The organism is Cupriavidus sp. Agwp_2, assembly GCF_040784895.1.
Taxonomy (GTDB): domain Bacteria; phylum Pseudomonadota; class Gammaproteobacteria; order Burkholderiales; family Burkholderiaceae; genus Cupriavidus.
Genome location: NZ_CP088083.1, coordinates 3206865 through 3221393 on the forward strand (window position 1 = coordinate 3206865; position 14529 = coordinate 3221393).

Annotated in this window: 12 protein-coding genes and 1 pseudogene; 7 read left to right on the forward strand and 6 right to left on the reverse strand. The window is 61.8% G+C overall.

The genetic code is table 11. From position 1 onward, the window contains the following. The first annotated feature begins 133 nt into the window (after nt 1–133). Nucleotides 134–559, forward strand: a complete 426-nt coding sequence (locus LPA45_RS15020) for a DoxX family protein (protein ID WP_317920867.1) — start codon at nt 134–136, stop codon at nt 557–559. A gap of 276 nt (nt 560–835) precedes the next feature. Here the strand turns inward: LPA45_RS15020 and LPA45_RS15025 are convergent, their stop codons facing one another. After that, nucleotides 836–1468 carry a malonic semialdehyde reductase gene (locus LPA45_RS15025; protein WP_116318188.1) on the reverse strand — a complete coding sequence of 211 codons (633 nt, stop codon included), beginning with the start codon at nt 1466–1468 and terminating at the stop codon, nt 836–838. 288 nt (nt 1469–1756) lie between these two features. Here LPA45_RS15025 and LPA45_RS15030 point away from each other — a divergent pair. After that, nucleotides 1757–2924: pseudogene (locus tag LPA45_RS15030) on the forward strand (patatin-like phospholipase family protein). Here the strand turns inward: LPA45_RS15030 and LPA45_RS15035 are convergent. Next, nucleotides 2893–3237, reverse strand: a complete 345-nt coding sequence (locus LPA45_RS15035) for a hypothetical protein (protein ID WP_367394622.1) — start codon at nt 3235–3237, stop codon at nt 2893–2895. The pseudogene LPA45_RS15030 and the gene LPA45_RS15035 sit on opposite strands and share 32 nt — an antisense overlap. 64 nt (nt 3238–3301) lie before the next feature. Between LPA45_RS15035 and LPA45_RS15040 the strand changes: the two genes are divergently transcribed. Continuing rightward, nucleotides 3302–3622, forward strand: coding sequence for a hydroxyquinol 1,2-dioxygenase (locus LPA45_RS15040; protein WP_116318190.1), 321 nt, complete (start codon nt 3302–3304; stop codon nt 3620–3622). Between the two features lie 135 nt (nt 3623–3757). Here LPA45_RS15040 and LPA45_RS15045 read toward each other — a convergent pair whose 3' ends face one another. Further along, entirely contained in the window at nt 3758–4726 is a 969-nt protein-coding gene (locus tag LPA45_RS15045) for a LysR substrate-binding domain-containing protein (RefSeq protein ID WP_116318191.1), read from the reverse strand. Between the two features lie 105 nt (nt 4727–4831). Between LPA45_RS15045 and LPA45_RS15050 the strand changes: the two genes are divergently transcribed. From LPA45_RS15050 to LPA45_RS15065, 4 genes are all read left to right on the forward strand, one after another. Beyond that, nucleotides 4832–6172, forward strand: coding sequence for a D-serine ammonia-lyase (locus LPA45_RS15050; protein WP_116318192.1), 1341 nt, complete (start codon nt 4832–4834; stop codon nt 6170–6172). 41 nt (nt 6173–6213) lie between these two features. Next, a complete protein-coding gene (locus LPA45_RS15055) occupies nt 6214–7533 on the forward strand; it encodes an MFS transporter (protein ID WP_233527986.1) in 1320 nt (439 codons plus the stop codon). A gap of 34 nt (nt 7534–7567) precedes the next feature. Beyond that, nucleotides 7568–9091 (forward strand): M81 family metallopeptidase, encoded by a 1524-nt coding sequence (locus LPA45_RS15060; protein WP_317920869.1) that lies wholly within the window; start codon nt 7568–7570, stop codon nt 9089–9091. 328 nt (nt 9092–9419) lie between these two features. Continuing rightward, the gene (locus LPA45_RS15065) at nt 9420–9635 is read left to right on the forward strand and encodes a SymE family type I addiction module toxin (protein WP_233527987.1); all 216 of its coding nucleotides are present in this window, start codon (nt 9420–9422) and stop codon (nt 9633–9635) included. A 119-nt stretch (nt 9636–9754) separates the two neighbouring features. On the opposite strand, the gene LPA45_RS15070 is transcribed toward LPA45_RS15065, so the two are convergent. From LPA45_RS15070 to LPA45_RS15080, 3 genes are all read right to left on the reverse strand, one after another. Continuing rightward, entirely contained in the window at nt 9755–11068 is a 1314-nt protein-coding gene (locus tag LPA45_RS15070; protein WP_317920870.1) for a hypothetical protein, read from the reverse strand. Then, on the reverse strand, nt 11065–12765 hold the full coding sequence (locus LPA45_RS15075) for a protein kinase (RefSeq protein WP_317920871.1): 1701 nt from the start codon (nt 12763–12765) through the stop codon (nt 11065–11067). The genes LPA45_RS15070 and LPA45_RS15075 overlap by 4 nt, the downstream gene beginning before the upstream one ends. Before the next feature lie 482 nt (nt 12766–13247). Beyond that, complete coding sequence (locus LPA45_RS15080) at nt 13248–14435, reverse strand: ribonucleotide-diphosphate reductase subunit beta (protein ID WP_116318196.1); 1188 nt, start codon at nt 14433–14435, stop codon at nt 13248–13250. Nucleotides 14436–14529 lie beyond the last annotated feature (94 nt).

A 14529-nucleotide genomic window follows, 5' to 3' on the forward strand; every position in this document is an offset into this window, starting at 1 on the left:
GCGGGGGCGATGCCGATTCTCCGACTATCGAATGGCGCAGACAATATAAATCTCCCACGTAGCCTCGCAAGCGTCGATGGCAATCAGATCGATGCCCCGCCTGCCCTTACAGCCATAGGGGTCCTGCGGCGCGATGAAAGCGGTTTGCGCAATCCTCGGCAGACACAGTCGCCTCGACCGCGGCGCCCAATTGCGACTTGCCGTTGCCACCATCTTCTGGAATTCGGCCATGACCAAGCTGGCAAACTGGGAGACGGCTGTCGAACTCTTCCGGCAGGAATACCGGGTGCCACTGGTACCGCCGGAACTGGCCGCCTACCTGTCAGTGTCCATCGAACTGGTGGCGCCTGTCCTGCTGGTGCTGGGCCTGGCAACCCGGCCCGTGGCGCTGATACTGCTCCGCATGACGACGGTGATCGAGATATTCGTCTATCCGCAGGCATGGCCCACGCATCTCCAGTGGGCGGCAATGCTGCTGGTCCTGCTGGCGCGCAGCGCGGGCAGGTTCTCGATTGACTGGCTGATTCGGCGGCGTGTCATGGGCTTGTCGGATCGTTGATCGGCGCGGGCCACACTCTCGGGCAACCCGGCTGCCTTTCGGCGGGGATACGCGATGCGCGACGTCAGCCTCGAATCCGTCCTGAGCTGCCCGCAGTGCTCAAAAGTCTGTCAGATGCACATCCATCCCACGGTGCCTGATCTGTGCCGCCGCTGCTGCAGGACTTGCGGCCAGCCTGACTGGCGCACCAACCCGGACAGGGCGCTTGATGCCGGGTGAACCGGCGCGGCCCAGTGCCACGCTCGCGCCGCGCCCGGACGTGCGGTACCAACGGCTTCAGAGCAGTTTGCATGCCTCGTCGAATTCCAGGCGGGGGCTGCGCGGAAACAGCTTGGCAGGATCGCCATAACCCAGATTGCACAGAAAGTTCGATTTCACATGGCTGTCCGGGAAATATTCGAGCTGGAAGGCATTCTCCTTGGGGTCCGCGGGAAAGAATTCATGATCGACTTTGGTGCTGTCGAAGCCGGACATCGGCCCGCAGTCGAGCCCCAGCGAGCGGGCCGCAATCATAAAGTACGCGCCCTGCAGGGAACTGTTCCGCCTTGCGGTGGTGAGCGCGAGTTCCGGCGTGTCGGTGAACCATGAGCGTGCGTCCGCATGCGGAAACAGCTTCGGCAGGAGTTCGTAGAACTTGATGTCATAGGCGATGATGGCGGTGACAGGCGCGGCCATGGTCTTTTCCACATTGCCCGGCGCCAGCGCAGGCAGCAGGCGCTGCTTGGCCTCGGGGGTACGCAGGAACAGAATGCGTGCGGGACAGCAGTTGGCGCTGGTCGGCCCCCATTTCATCAAGTCATAGAGCTGCCGCAGGGTCTCGTCGCTCACGGGCTTGTTCAGCCACGCGCTGTGCGTGCGAGCCTCCCGAAAGATCAGATCCATGCCTTCTTCACTCAAGCGCTTGTCCACGGTTGTCTCCTTGAAGTGGGATGGAACCACGCGGCTGCCCGACCGGATCGCCGCTTCTGTCCAGCATAGGTAACGCCTCGCGCCGCTGCGATGTCGCGGCGCCGGATGCTGCATAGACCCGAAGGACTTGCGGTAAGCGCCGGCTGGCGCAGGGCTCCGGTGTCTGAGGCGCCACTCCCGGGCAAGACCCGCCGCGATCCGCTCCAGGTGGCGATTGCCGGCCCTGATACGCAGGGCGATACTGGCGAACAGTTGGCGTCCCTGTGCCACGACAGATTGGGGGAGCAAATGGGCGAGAACGCAAAAGCACCAGCCGCCAGCCCCGCGCATGCTGGAGCGCCGTTCGCGGAACTACCGGGCCAGGTCGTGCTGGTACTGCAAGGCGGTGGCGCACTCGGCGCCTACCAGGTGGGCGTCTATCAGGCCCTGCATGAGGCGGGTCTCGAGCCGGAATGGGTGATCGGCACCTCGATCGGGGCAATCAACGGGGCCATCATCGCCGGCAATCCGCCAGAGCAGCGGCTCTCCCGCCTCAAGCAATTCTGGGACGGCGTTGCCTATCGCGGCGCTGCCGAAGGGAGCGGCGGCTTTCGACAAATCGAGGACTGGCTGCGGGTGCTGTCGGTCACAACCCGGGGCATTCCCTCGTTCTTCACCCCAAGCCCCGATGCCTGGTGGCTCGGCGTACGCGCCACTGTCGGCCTCGCCAGGGCGGCGTTCTACTCGACTTCGCCGCGCAACCTTGGCGCGGCTGGTCGACTTTGACTACCTGAATGCCAGGCAGACAAGGCTGACGGTCGGCACGGTCAGTGTCCGCAGCGGTCGCATGCGCTACTTCACCAACCGCGACACGCCGCTGAATATTGATCACGTGATGGCTTCGGCGGCATTCCCTCCCGGCTTCCCTTCCGTACAGGTCGAGGGCGAACACTACTGGGACGGCGGCATCTATTCGAACACGCCGCTGGAAGCGATTCTCGATGACCGCCCGCGCCACAGCTCGCTGATCTTCGCCGTGCAGCTTTGGCCCGCCAGCGGCCCGGAGCCCGACTCCATCTGGCAGGTGATGAGCCGGCTGCGGGATATCCAGTATTCCAGCCGGGCGGAATCCCACCTGGAGCGGCAGCGGCAGATCCACCGCCTGCGGCATGTGATCCGCGAACTGGGCAAGCACATTCCCGAAAGCGAACGCATGCAGGCCGACGTGCAGGAACTGCTCGGCTGGGGGTGTGGGACGACCATGCATGTGGTCGAGCTCGACGCGCCGCAACTCGACGGCAACGACATTCACCGCGATATCGACTTCTCCACGTGCGGGATCGAGCGCCGCTGGATGGCCGGGTACCAGGACACGCAACGCGCACTGGAGCGTGCCCCATGGCGCGGGCCGCTGGATCCGATAGAGGGGATTGCCGTGCATCGGGTCAGCACGGAGATGCCGGATGGGTGTGGTTGAACAGCATCGCGCCGGCCAGCCCGCAGACGAACGCCGCGAACATCAGGACGTAGCCGAGCGTGGCAGCGCGGCTCGCTGCTGCCGCCGTCTGCGCCGACACGGCCGCAGTGTCCGCTGCGATCAGGCGCGCGGCTTCCTCCAGCAGGCGCGCTGGCTCCCGGTCGCCTGCGGCCGGATCGAAATCTGCCACCTTGAACGCCTCGAAACCGTTTGTACCGTTCTGTATCGCGCCGCGGCGATGACACTTGACCCGACAAACCGGGCAGGCAAGCTTTACAGGCGAGATACACCAGTTTCCTTTAATGCTTTCCAAGGCCAGGCGGCGAGTTGCAACTCCGCCGGACCTCAAACCTACTCATTGCTAAAGGAAATCGATCATGACTACCAACATCACCAAGCGCTTTGTTCTCGCTATCGCCCTGGTTGCCGCTGCCGCCGGTGCACAAGCCGCAGGCCTGTCGCACATCGGCGCACGCGACCCGTTCACCGATGGCGCCCGTTCGGTCAGCGATGCACGTGACCCGTACACAGAAGGTGCCCGTTCGGTGCAGGAGCCGCGCAGCCCGTATGTCGACGGTGCGCGCAATGTGGATCCGTATTACGACGGCGCCCGCTTTGTGGCTGGCCTGGACCAGAAGTGGCCTTCGGACGCGCCTGCTCGCAACGTCGATCCCTATCTTGATGGCGCGCTGGTGTAACGCGCTGCTCATCAGTCGGATCACAATGATGCCCGCCTCCAGCAGTACGGCGGGCATCAAGGTTTTGCCGCAGGCGTGCCCCCGTCGCTACGCGCAGCACAACGTAACGCCTGCTGCGGATCGACGGGTCTCGAATCAACGCCCCTTGCTGGCCCCCCGCGATACCTCGTTCATCAAAAGCAACTCCATCCTCGCAGCATCAAAGCGCGCACACTCCGCCTTGAGCCACGTCGAGAATATGGCCGTGCGCCGATCCTCAGGATTACGAGAAAGCAGCATGTACCGCGCCGGCGCGCGTACGCGCTGGCCGAAGACATTCACCAGCCGTCCGCTCCTGATCTCGTCATAGACCAGCGCCGTACGCCCCATTGCCACCCCCTGGTGGTTCAACGCCGCGCTGATGGCAAGGCTCGACAGATTGAACTGCGGCCCCTCCAGATGCGCAATCCATGCCGGGTGAAACGCTTCAAGCCATGTGCGCCATTCCACGAACTCGGCTGCGCCGACCCATGGTGATGCGTCATGCAGCAACACGACGCCGTCGAGCGAAGCGCCATCAGATAACCCAGGATGCCGGGCGAGGTACTCGGGCGTGGCTACAGGAATCAGGTACTCATCCAGCAAGACGTCAGCGTGCAACTGGCTGTAGCGGACCGGGTCGTAACGCACTGCCACGTCAATGTCTTCCGCGTCCATTGATTGCCTGTCCAGCGACTGGAACTCGGCTTTCAGGCGCACGGACACATCCGGCTGCTCGCGGTGAAAGTCGGTCAGGCGCGGCATCAGCCATTGCAGCGCAAACGACGGCAGGCAATTGACCTGCAAAGGCGCGTTTGGCAGGCCGAGTCGCTGGATCGTCTGCTGGATCTCATGCAGCGCACGTGTCGTCGTCTCGAACAGCGCCTCGCCCTTTGGCGTCAGTTTCAGGTTGCGCGGCTGGCGCACGAAAAGAACGTAGCCGAGACGGTCTTCCAGATGGCGGATCTGCTGGCTCACCGCGCTTTGGGTGAGGCTCAGCGATTCGGCGGCCTTGGTGAAGCTCAGCAGGCGCCCCGCGGCTTCGAAACACCGCAGCGCCCCGAGAACAGAGGAATCGAGCTGCATACGTATTAGCCTGACTAATGCATGCGTTAGAAACGATCGCTATTTTTGCACGACTGCCGCGGCTACGATCACTGTCCATAGAGAAACTCCTTGGAGAAGGACGTGATGGCCTCCACGCCGTTCAACTGCGATCTATTAGCAAGACTTCAATCGAGACAGGCGCTGCTTTGGCTGAATCCGGGGTTGGGGCAACCCCTGCCGGCTTCCGCCCCATCGACGGATCTCATTGCATCGGCCGAGGCGCGTCTTGCGCGCTGTGCGCCGCTCATGGCGACGCTGTTTCCAGAACTGGCGCCAGGTGATGGCCAGGTGGAATCGCAACTGATGCCCGCCACCGCACTTCAAGACGCGATTGCCGGCAACGATGGCGCAGAGGGCGCATGGTTCATCAAGCGTGACGACGAGTTGCCGATTGCCGGCTCCATCAAGGCGCGCGGCGGCTTCCATGAAGTGCTGGCAATAGCCGAATCAATCGCGATCGAACACGGCATCCTCGAACCCGACGGTGATCGCCGTGTGCTGGCGACGGGGGCGGCGCGCGCGCTGTTCTCGCAATACTCGGTGACGGTCGGCAGCACCGGCAACCTAGGCCTGAGCATCGGCGTGATGGCGGCTGCGCTCGGGTTCGATGCGGTTGTGCATATGTCCGCGGACGCCAAGGCGTGGAAGAAGGACCGCCTGCGCAAACGCGGCGTGCGCGTGGTGGAACATGAAGGCGACTACGCGCAAGCCGTGGCAGCGGGCCGAGAGCAGGCGCTGGCGGCGCCACGCTGCCATTTTGTGGATGACGAGCGCTCCGCCATGCTCTTCTTCGGATATGCCGCCGCAGCACGCCACCTGGCGCGCCAACTTGCCGAAGCCGGCCGCCCCGTCGATGCCGCGCATCCGCTCTTCGTCTATCTGCCCTGCGGTGTCGGCGGCGCACCCGGTGGTATCACTTACGGGCTCAAGGCATTGTTCGGCGAACATGTGCACTGCTTCTTCGCCGAGCCCGTGGCCTCGCCGTGCGTACTGGTGCAGTTGGCCTCAGGTGCGCAAACACCCGTATCCGTCTACGACATCGGCCTGGATAACCGGACCGACGCCGATGGCCTCGCCGTCGGCCAGGCGTCCCATCTGGTCAGCCCGTTGATGGCCTCCCAACTCGCCGGCGTGTTCACCGTCCCCGACGATCGACTCTACGTTCAGTTGCTCGCGCTCAAGACGTCGATGGGCGTGGAAGTCGAACCTTCAGCGGCGGCCGGCATCGGAGGCCCGGGCTGGCTGCGTGGCTCACCCGAAGGCCAAGCATATGTGCGGGATCACGGATTGGACATGCGCGACGCCACGCATGTGATCTGGGCCACCGGTGGCTCGCTTGTCCCGCCCGAGGAGCTTCGCCGGTTCCAGGATTACGCCGCAGCGCTGGCCGGACATGCTTCTGGCGCAATGCAACAGGCAGCCTGACCCTCTTGTCGTCGCCCCCAACAATAAAAGGAGACACTTCCATGGACCAGCACGCCATGCTATCGCCCGATGTTCGGGGGCAGACTGAGACTTACGCATTTGAAGACGCCACCTACCGCAAGGTCGCCATGCGCTTCATCCCGTTCCTGATGCTGTGCTACGTCGTCGCGTATCTCGATCGCGTGAATATCGGCATCGCCAAGCTCAACATGCTGGCCGACCTGCAATTCAGCGAGGCAGCTTATGGGCTCGGCGCGGGGCTGTTCTTTATCGGCTACATGCTGTTCGAGGTGCCGAGCAACCTCATCATGCATCGTGTCGGGGCCCGACTCTGGATTGCCCGCATCATGATCTCCTGGGGCTTGCTCTCCGGACTCATGGCATTTGTCGCTACACCGTGGCAGTTCTACACGGTTCGCTTCCTGCTCGGCGTCGCCGAAGCCGGCTTCTACCCAGGCGTGATCCTCTATCTGACGTACTGGTTTCCGAATCGCCGCCGCGCCAAGGTCACGGCCATATTCCAGGCGGGCATTCCAATCGCCGGCTTGCTCGGCAGCCCTTTGTCGGGCTGGATCCTGGAGCGCTTTCACCTGGTCGGTGGTCACGCCGGCTGGCAATGGGTGTTTGTGCTCGAAGCCCTGCCGACGATCCCGCTGGCCATCGGCGTGCTGTGGATCCTGACGGATCGCGTCAAGGACGCCAAATGGCTGACACCCGCGCAACGGCAGTTGATCGAGAACGATATCGCGCAGGATGATCATGGCCGGGAACACATGCCACTGACCGGCATCCTGCGCGACATGCGGATCTGCAAGATCATCCTGATGACGTTTCCCGCGATGATGGCGTTGTACACACTCGGCTTCTACCTGCCCACGCTGATCAAGGATGCAGGGGCGGTCAGTGGCGTGCAGATCGGCCTGCTCAGCGCGATTCCGTATTGCGTGGCCGTGGTGGCCATGGTGCTGGTGGGGCGGAGTTCGGATCGGCATGGAGAGCGTCGCTGGCACCTTGCCGGCATCATGCTGGTGGGCGCTTTCGGGCTCGTGGCAAGCGTTTTCGCGGGGCAGAATCTCGTACTCGCCGTGATCTCGCTGTCGATCGCGGCGGCAGGGATCATCAGCTTCTCGCCGATCATGTGGACCTTGCCGACGGCATTCCTCGGCGGGGCAACGGCAGCGGCGTGCATCGGCGCGATCAACAGCCTGGCGAACCTTGGCGGCTTCGTCAGCCCGTACCTGATCGGCTGGATCCGCGACACATACCACAGCACCGCGCCGGCCATCTTTATCATCGCCGGCGCGCTTGTAGTCAGCGCCCTGATCGCCCTAAGCTTTGATCCAAAGAAGGTCAATCGCTGAGCGCACGCAAAACAATCTTTCCGGAGGCATTCCCGTGACTTCAGACCAATTGCCCGTCCGCCTGGCCGTTGCCGGACTCATCCACGAGACCAACACTTACGCCGCCGAATTCGCGGGCATGACGCCGCTGCGCGCGTTCGAGCAGTATCGGGGCGACGAAATCCTGGCGGCGTTCGACAAATCGAATCATCAGGTGGGCGGCTTTATCGAAGGCGCGCGCAGGACCGGCGCCACGCTCATTCCCACCTATGTCGGGCAGGCGACGCCCTCGGGCACGATCGAAGCCGGCGCGTATGCCGCCATAAAGCAAGACATCCTCGAAGGCATTCGCGCTGCGCTGCCGGTTGATGGCGTGCTGCTGGCCCTGCATGGCGCCGGTGTCGCCGACGGCACTGAAGACGTCGAAGGCGATCTGGCGCTTGCCGTTCGTGCGCTGGTCGGGCCGGGTGTCCCGATTGCCGCGGTCTACGATTTGCACGGCAACATGACGGACGCGATGCGCGACGCTTGCGACCTGACGTTGCCGTGCAAGCTGTATCCGCATACCGACTTCCATGACCGGGGCGTCGAAGCCGTCGAGCTGCTGCTTGAGATGATTCGGGGCGGGCTCACACCGGTCACCGCAATGCGACGCCTGCCGATGCTGCCGTACATCGTGACGACACAAGACGGGTTCATCCCGGCGGAAGTCAACGACGTTTGCCGGAAGCTGGCCGCACAGCCCGGCGTCATCGACTGCTCGTGGTTCCACGGTTTCCCCTACGCGGATATCGCGGCCCCCTGCCCGGCGGTCGTGTGCACCACAACCGGAGACGCCGCGCTTGCGCAGCGTTGCGTCGACGAAGTCGCGCAATGGATCTGGTCGCATCGCGAGGCATTCCGTCCGACGTTTCCGACCCCCGCACAGGGCGTCGCCCTTGCCTTGTCGGCGGCAGAGGGGCCCGTCGTTGTCAACGAGTACGCAGACAACCCGGGCGGCGGCACACCCGGAGACGGCACACATCTGCTGCGCGCGTTACTGGACGCCAATCCGCCCGCCGGCACGTGCTGCTTCGCGTCGATCAACGACGCTGCCGTGGTCGCACAAGCACAGCGCGCGGGTGTCGGGGCCACGATCAGGGTCTCACTGGGCGGCAAGCAAGGCCGCTTCCAGGGCGCGCCGATCGAGGCCGATGCCTATGTGAAATGCATCACGGACGGTCGGTTCGTGAATCGCGCCGGCGCGATGTTCGAAGGCCTTCGCTTCGACCTGGGCGCGATGTGTCGCCTGATCATCAATGGTGTCGATGTCATCGTGGCTTCGCGTGCGGAGCAGATCTTTGATGTCGAGCCGTTTGCACTGCATGGGGTGGATGTCACGGGGTACAAGATCGTTGCGATCAAGGGGGCCAACCACTTCCGTGCTGGATATCGGACGGTGGCTAAGCAAATCATTTCTGTCGACAGCGAGGGCTTGAGTACGGCTGCGATTGCGTCGTTTCCGCGTGAAAGGCTCGTCGGGGAATTCTGGCCTTTGTCGGACGAGGTTCAGTTCGATATCGGTGCCGATGTCGCATGAAAGAAGCAGGACGTCATCAACGAGTTGGGCGCCACCCCTGCGCAGCTGCTGCGGCTGCAGCGACGATCCGATGAGCAGGGCCACGCGCATGTGCGGCACGCGCCCGGCCTCCTCCGCCAGCCGACTGCGTAATCCTTCCGTGGATGTTTGACGTCTTGGCGTCCTAGCCGATGGAGCAGGCCATAGCGGTCGCGTATGGCGTGTCCTTATAGGTGATTGCCAGCGACAACGGTCCTGAGTAGCCTATTTCATCGTCAAGTGCTGAACACACTCTCGCAGCGGCCTTACCGCACCCGGACAGCTTGCGGTCATCCTCTCAGGAGCCGCCATGAAAATCAGATCCGCTGGCACACACGTTCGGACTATCAAGATTAGTCGGACACAATTCCCGGTTGTTCCAGGTAAAAGCAATAACTTCACTGGTCTACGGACGATCCCTTGGATTCGATTGCGAGGTGTTTGGTTGGAGCGGGCAGGATTCAGCGTCGGCCAATCCCTGAAGGTTAGAGTTCAGCGTCAGCGCATAGTTATTTGGGTGGGGTAATGTAGACAGTCAAATTGGTGGGCGCCGGCGACGGCCCCTACCCTTAGTCGCCATTTTTGAATCGCCGCGATCGACATCGCTCATACGCCGGGCCGCTACGTCCAGCAAAGAAAGTATCGTTATCGGAGAGGGGCGATGGCGGGATCTATCTTGCCGAAGCGGATCTCGACCCAATCGTCATTATCCTCCTCGTCCGTCTTGATTATCTCAATCGACTCTGGCAGGCGCCCTTCCATAAGATTGCGCAACACAACGGCCTGCAAGTGGTTCGGCTCCTGAGGCAATTTCCGCGCGGCTTCGATATGCTTGGCGCCGTTGTCCTGAAGTGACCGCAGACCCGCGAAGATCTCCGTAAATTCGCGCAGGCCGAGGCGCACTACATTTGATCCAGACATAGAATAGCCCCCGTGATGGCCTAAATCGTAACTATCTTCGCGAGCTCGACGCGCTCCGTTGACGGGCATCATCGCGGGCGTCGGGAAGTGCTTGATCATCTCCTGGAACAGACTAGTCAACTCGGGCTGGACGCCGCAGCCCTCGCGAACAAACAGGCTCGCGTCATTCTGCCGCACCGGCGGTGGGTAGGGTATAACGCCGTGCCGACTTTCATTGACGCTCAGGAGCAGCACGAAATCGACGGAAGAAAATTGCCGGAAGAACTCGGCGACGATCTGTTCGGTCGACACTCTGTCCCAGTTCGCCGATCGACTCGAGAGCGAGACGCAATCTCCGTCGCCGACGATGACTCCAGTGATACCGTCTGCGCCACGGAGCTGCACGGCCTTAGCCTTGAGCGCGCTATAGAGCGGATTCCGATCCTTGATCTTGGGCACATCATAGGTGGCAAAGCCGGCCGAGCTATAGGGCGACTTGGTCGGATCGATGGTGATGTCGAGACCGACATCGTCATCGTCGATCGAAATGCGCAGCGGATACTTCCCAGCGGTCATCTGCTCGCGAAGCTGCGGCACGATCGTCTGACTGACGAACTCCTGCAATTTCCCCCGAGGCGGAAGCAGCAGCACTGTGCGGACTCCGCGCTGCGTGCTCTCGTGCTTGGATCGAACGCGCAAATCGAGCCCCCCAATGGGCAACTTGAGTTTGTTCTTGGCGGCTTCGATCAGTTGACTTAGTTCATCATAGGGGTTGTCCTTGTCAAGACCTTCGTCCGAAGCCGCCGTCACATCGGCGATCATCCGCAGCGTGCCCCGTTTGAACAGGATGTCCGGCCGCCGTTGGGACGCCAGAGCCACCTCATTCTGGAGGTGACCGCATTTCGACAGGCCATGAAGCACTACCAACTCCCACATAGCCGCCACCCGATCCTTGCCGGCCCGGTTGAGACGCTCCGCCAGTTTATCGACCGCTTCACCATCCAGCACCCCGCGAATCTCATCGAGGCGGCGCTGAAGAGCCCGTCTCCGGTAGATCATGTCGACGGTCCCGATCCGAACGCGTAGCGATCGGCCAGTTCCCCCACGATCCGCTCCGCCTCCTGTGGATTTGCGTAGATGACCTGCTGCTCCAGCGGGCGAAGCCGTTGGTCCAGGATGACCCAACGGGATTGCTCCATGGATTGCTGCGTCAGGATCTCGGAGATGGAAGCGATGGCCGCGAGGGGCACAAGCGCGGTGACAAAAGCCCCATTCATGATGTCGCGCGTGCGGCGGTTCTGCAGGAAGTAATCGAGCGCCCATTGGAGCTTGCCGCGCTCGGGTTGCGTCGGATCATAGACGAAGGCCAGGATAGCGCGATTGCGGCGGCCGGCTTCCTCCGCAGCCGCTTCGAGCGATCCGAATGGCCTGTTCTCGCGGAAGATGTCTGCCTCAGGTGGCAGCGCATTGGGGTCGGTGAGCACTGTGCGGAGCCGCGCTGCCAGCCAAGTCAGGACCGCGTTCTGGAAATCATCACCATAGACCGGCTCGGCAAGTTCGGTACGATAGACGGTCTCCCCCGACAAGCGCAGGAGAAGCTCGTCTCCAGCGGGCACGATCTCATAGGTGACCGACAAGAGACGATCGGTGGACCCTGGGAGCGACCAGTACAGCGTGTTTTGACCGCCTTCGCCGGTGACGGCCCAGCCGGTCTGACTAATCGCCAGATTTCCGCCGACGGATTGCCGCACCTGATTGAAGACCTGCTGCACCTTACCGAGTGCGTCACTGAGCTTCGCGATCGTTGCCGTCAAGCGGCGGTTGGCGTTGGTGTCGAGCACTTCGCGGAGCGCGGCCAGGTCCTCGTCCGCTGATGAGCCGGGTGGTTGATCTTGCATCATCCTTTCCATTCGTTCGCGCATTGCTTGCACGCTGGTGAAGCGGTTCACCATGCGGGTGGCAAATGCATCATCGAAGAGAGCGAGGAGCCAAGCCAGTCGGGGTGATGCGCAGTGCTGGAGCTTTACCATCGCGCCCGTTCGCTGGTGCGGTAATCGGCCCTCGCTATCTTCAAGTACATCAGGATGGTCGCCGGTCAGCAAATAGAAGAGGATGCCCGCAGCAAAGCAGATGTCCGACCTGGGATCTTGTTTCGATACGCTGCCGGCCGACAACTCGGGAAGGCGCAGGAACCGGTTGCCGACCTCTTGCCAGTGCTCGGTCTGGAAGTCGATGTCGGCAAGATTGTGATAGCTGATCCCGAAATCGAGCAACCAGACGCGCGCCGAAGTACCGCCCTCGAGGATGATGTTGTCGGGCTTTACGTCGCGATGGACGCACCCCTGCGCATGGCAGGCCTGAAGGATATCGAGAAGGCGCGATGTGATCGTCACCGCCGTCTCGATTGATACCGACGCCTGCGACTCGCGCCACGATCGTAGCGTCGTTCCCACGATAAACTCGGTCACGATGAAAGGTGTGACGCTGTCATCTGCGTGTCGATGCGCGTTGCTCTCTATGAGCCTCGGGATGCGGTCGATGCCGAAGCTGTCATAGGCGGTCGCCTCACGGAAGAAACGAGCCCGACGCTCAGCAACATTCTTCGATTTGATGATCTTGAGAAAGCCGATTTTTCCGTCGGACCGACGTCGCGCGCGATAGGCTTCGCCTTGACCTCCGCCATCGAGCTCCTCAATCTTCTCCCAACGAGTTTTCCACGTTTGGTCATCGACCCACGATGATTGTTTCTCGATCATGCTCTGCCGCTACTTTCAGCTACGTTGGTAACTCGACCGATTCTGATGCATTTCCAAGCCAGTGACCAGTCTCTAGCGGGCTTCGTCTTGTGCTTCAACTCCAGCCTCGGTGAGATCAGATTGGACTTCGAAATTCAGAAATACAGAGCGCCGGGAGATAGCACCCATTCAGGGCAGGAGTAAGTCGCGACTGGTCGATACGCGTTGCTTACCATACCCCCAGATCGAGGGCAACCACGATGACCGTTCGTAAGCAGGTGTGGGACATTCGCCGAGTGCTGCCTTAACGTCCGCAAAGACCGACGGCCCGACGTTGGTCCCCTACGAAAGGATGACTGCTTGCTGAGTCGAACGTGCGCCTCACTGTCCGAACGAAGGGCCGGGAAAAGGTCGCTTGCTGGCCGATTGCAGCCACTTTTTATCTGGGTCGAGGCCATAAAAAATGGGAGCCATCAGCTCCCATTTTGCATCATTAGAAAAACTCAATCCCAGCTCAAAGCCCCGCCCGTCTGATACTCAATAACCCGAGTCTCAAAGAAGTTCCTCTCCTTCTTCAGATCGATCATCTCAGACATCCACGGGAACGGATTCTCCTCATTCGGGAACAGCTGATCCAGCCCAATCTGCTGGCAACGACGATTGCAGATGAACCGCAGATACGACTTGAACATCGGAGCATTCAGACCCAGCACGCCGCGCGGCATGGTGTCCTCCGCATAGCGATACTCCAGATCCACCGCCTTCTTGAACAGCTCCGTGATTTCGGCCTTGAATTCCGCCGTCCAAAGATGCGGATTCTCCAGCTTGATCTGATTAATCAAATCAATCCCAAAATTGCAGTGCAGTGACTCATCCCGCAGGATGTACTGATACTGCTCCGCAGCCCCAGTCATCTTGTTCTGCCGCCCCATCGCCAGGATCTGCGTGAAGCCCACATAGAAGAACAGCCCTTCCATGATGCAGGCAAACACGATCAGCGACTTCAGCAGCTTCTGGTCGTTTTCCGGCGTGCCGGTCTTGAACGACGGGTCGGTCAGCGTGTCGATGAACGGGATCAGGAACTCGTCCTTGTCGCGGATCGACTGCACTTCGTGGTACGCGTTGAAGATCTCGGCTTCGTTCAGGCCCAGCGATTCAACGATGTACTGGTAGGCGTGCGTGTGGATGGCCTCTTCAAAGGCCTGGCGCAGCAGGTACTGGCGGCATTCCGGCGCGGTGATCTGGCGGTAGGTGCCCAGCACGATGTTGTTGGCGGCCAGCGAGTCGGCCGTCACGAAGAAGCCCAGGTTGCGCTTGATGATGCGGCGCTCGTCTTCGGTCAGGCCGTTGGGGTCTTTCCACGTCGCAATATCGCGCGACATGTTGATTTCCTGCGGCATCCAGTGGTTGGCGCAGCCGGCCAGGTACTTTTCCCACGCCCACTTGTACTTGAACGGGACGAGCTGGTTGACGTCGGTCGAGCCGTTGATCACGCGCTTGTCGGCGGCGTTGACGCGGCGGTTGCTTTGCGCGGCGGCGGCGTTGGGATTGTTGCCCAGGATGCCGGCTTGCGTGGCGCTCGACGGCAGCACGCCTTGCTGGTCAGCGGTGGCAGCCGATGCAGCGGGTTGCAGGGCAGGCTGCGGTGCGGCCTGCGGGGTGGCTTGAACATCGTCGTCCCAGCTCAGCATGATGTGGTTCTCCGTGATTCGATTGGGGGCGCGGTGGTCAGAAATGACGGCTCACGTTGTGGTGGCGCCGGCCCTCTCCCCCGGCCCCTCTCCC

Coding starts and splice junctions, on each gene's coding strand:
- LPA45_RS15020 (WP_317920867.1), top strand. CDS start 134: ATGAAAGCGGTTTGCGCAATCCTCGGCAGACACAGTCGCCTCGACCGC.
- LPA45_RS15040 (WP_116318190.1), top strand. CDS start 3,302: ATGACTACCAACATCACCAAGCGCTTTGTTCTCGCTATCGCCCTGGTT.
- LPA45_RS15045 (WP_116318191.1), bottom strand. CDS start 4,726: ATGCAGCTCGATTCCTCTGTTCTCGGGGCGCTGCGGTGTTTCGAAGCC.
- LPA45_RS15050 (WP_116318192.1), top strand. CDS start 4,832: ATGGCCTCCACGCCGTTCAACTGCGATCTATTAGCAAGACTTCAATCG.
- LPA45_RS15055 (WP_233527986.1), top strand. CDS start 6,214: ATGGACCAGCACGCCATGCTATCGCCCGATGTTCGGGGGCAGACTGAG.
- LPA45_RS15065 (WP_233527987.1), top strand. CDS start 9,420: ATGAAAATCAGATCCGCTGGCACACACGTTCGGACTATCAAGATTAGT.
- LPA45_RS15070 (WP_317920870.1), bottom strand. CDS start 11,068: ATGATCTACCGGAGACGGGCTCTTCAGCGCCGCCTCGATGAGATTCGC.
- LPA45_RS15075 (WP_317920871.1), bottom strand. CDS start 12,765: ATGATCGAGAAACAATCATCGTGGGTCGATGACCAAACGTGGAAAACT.
- LPA45_RS15080 (WP_116318196.1), bottom strand. CDS start 14,435: ATGCTGAGCTGGGACGACGATGTTCAAGCCACCCCGCAGGCCGCACCG.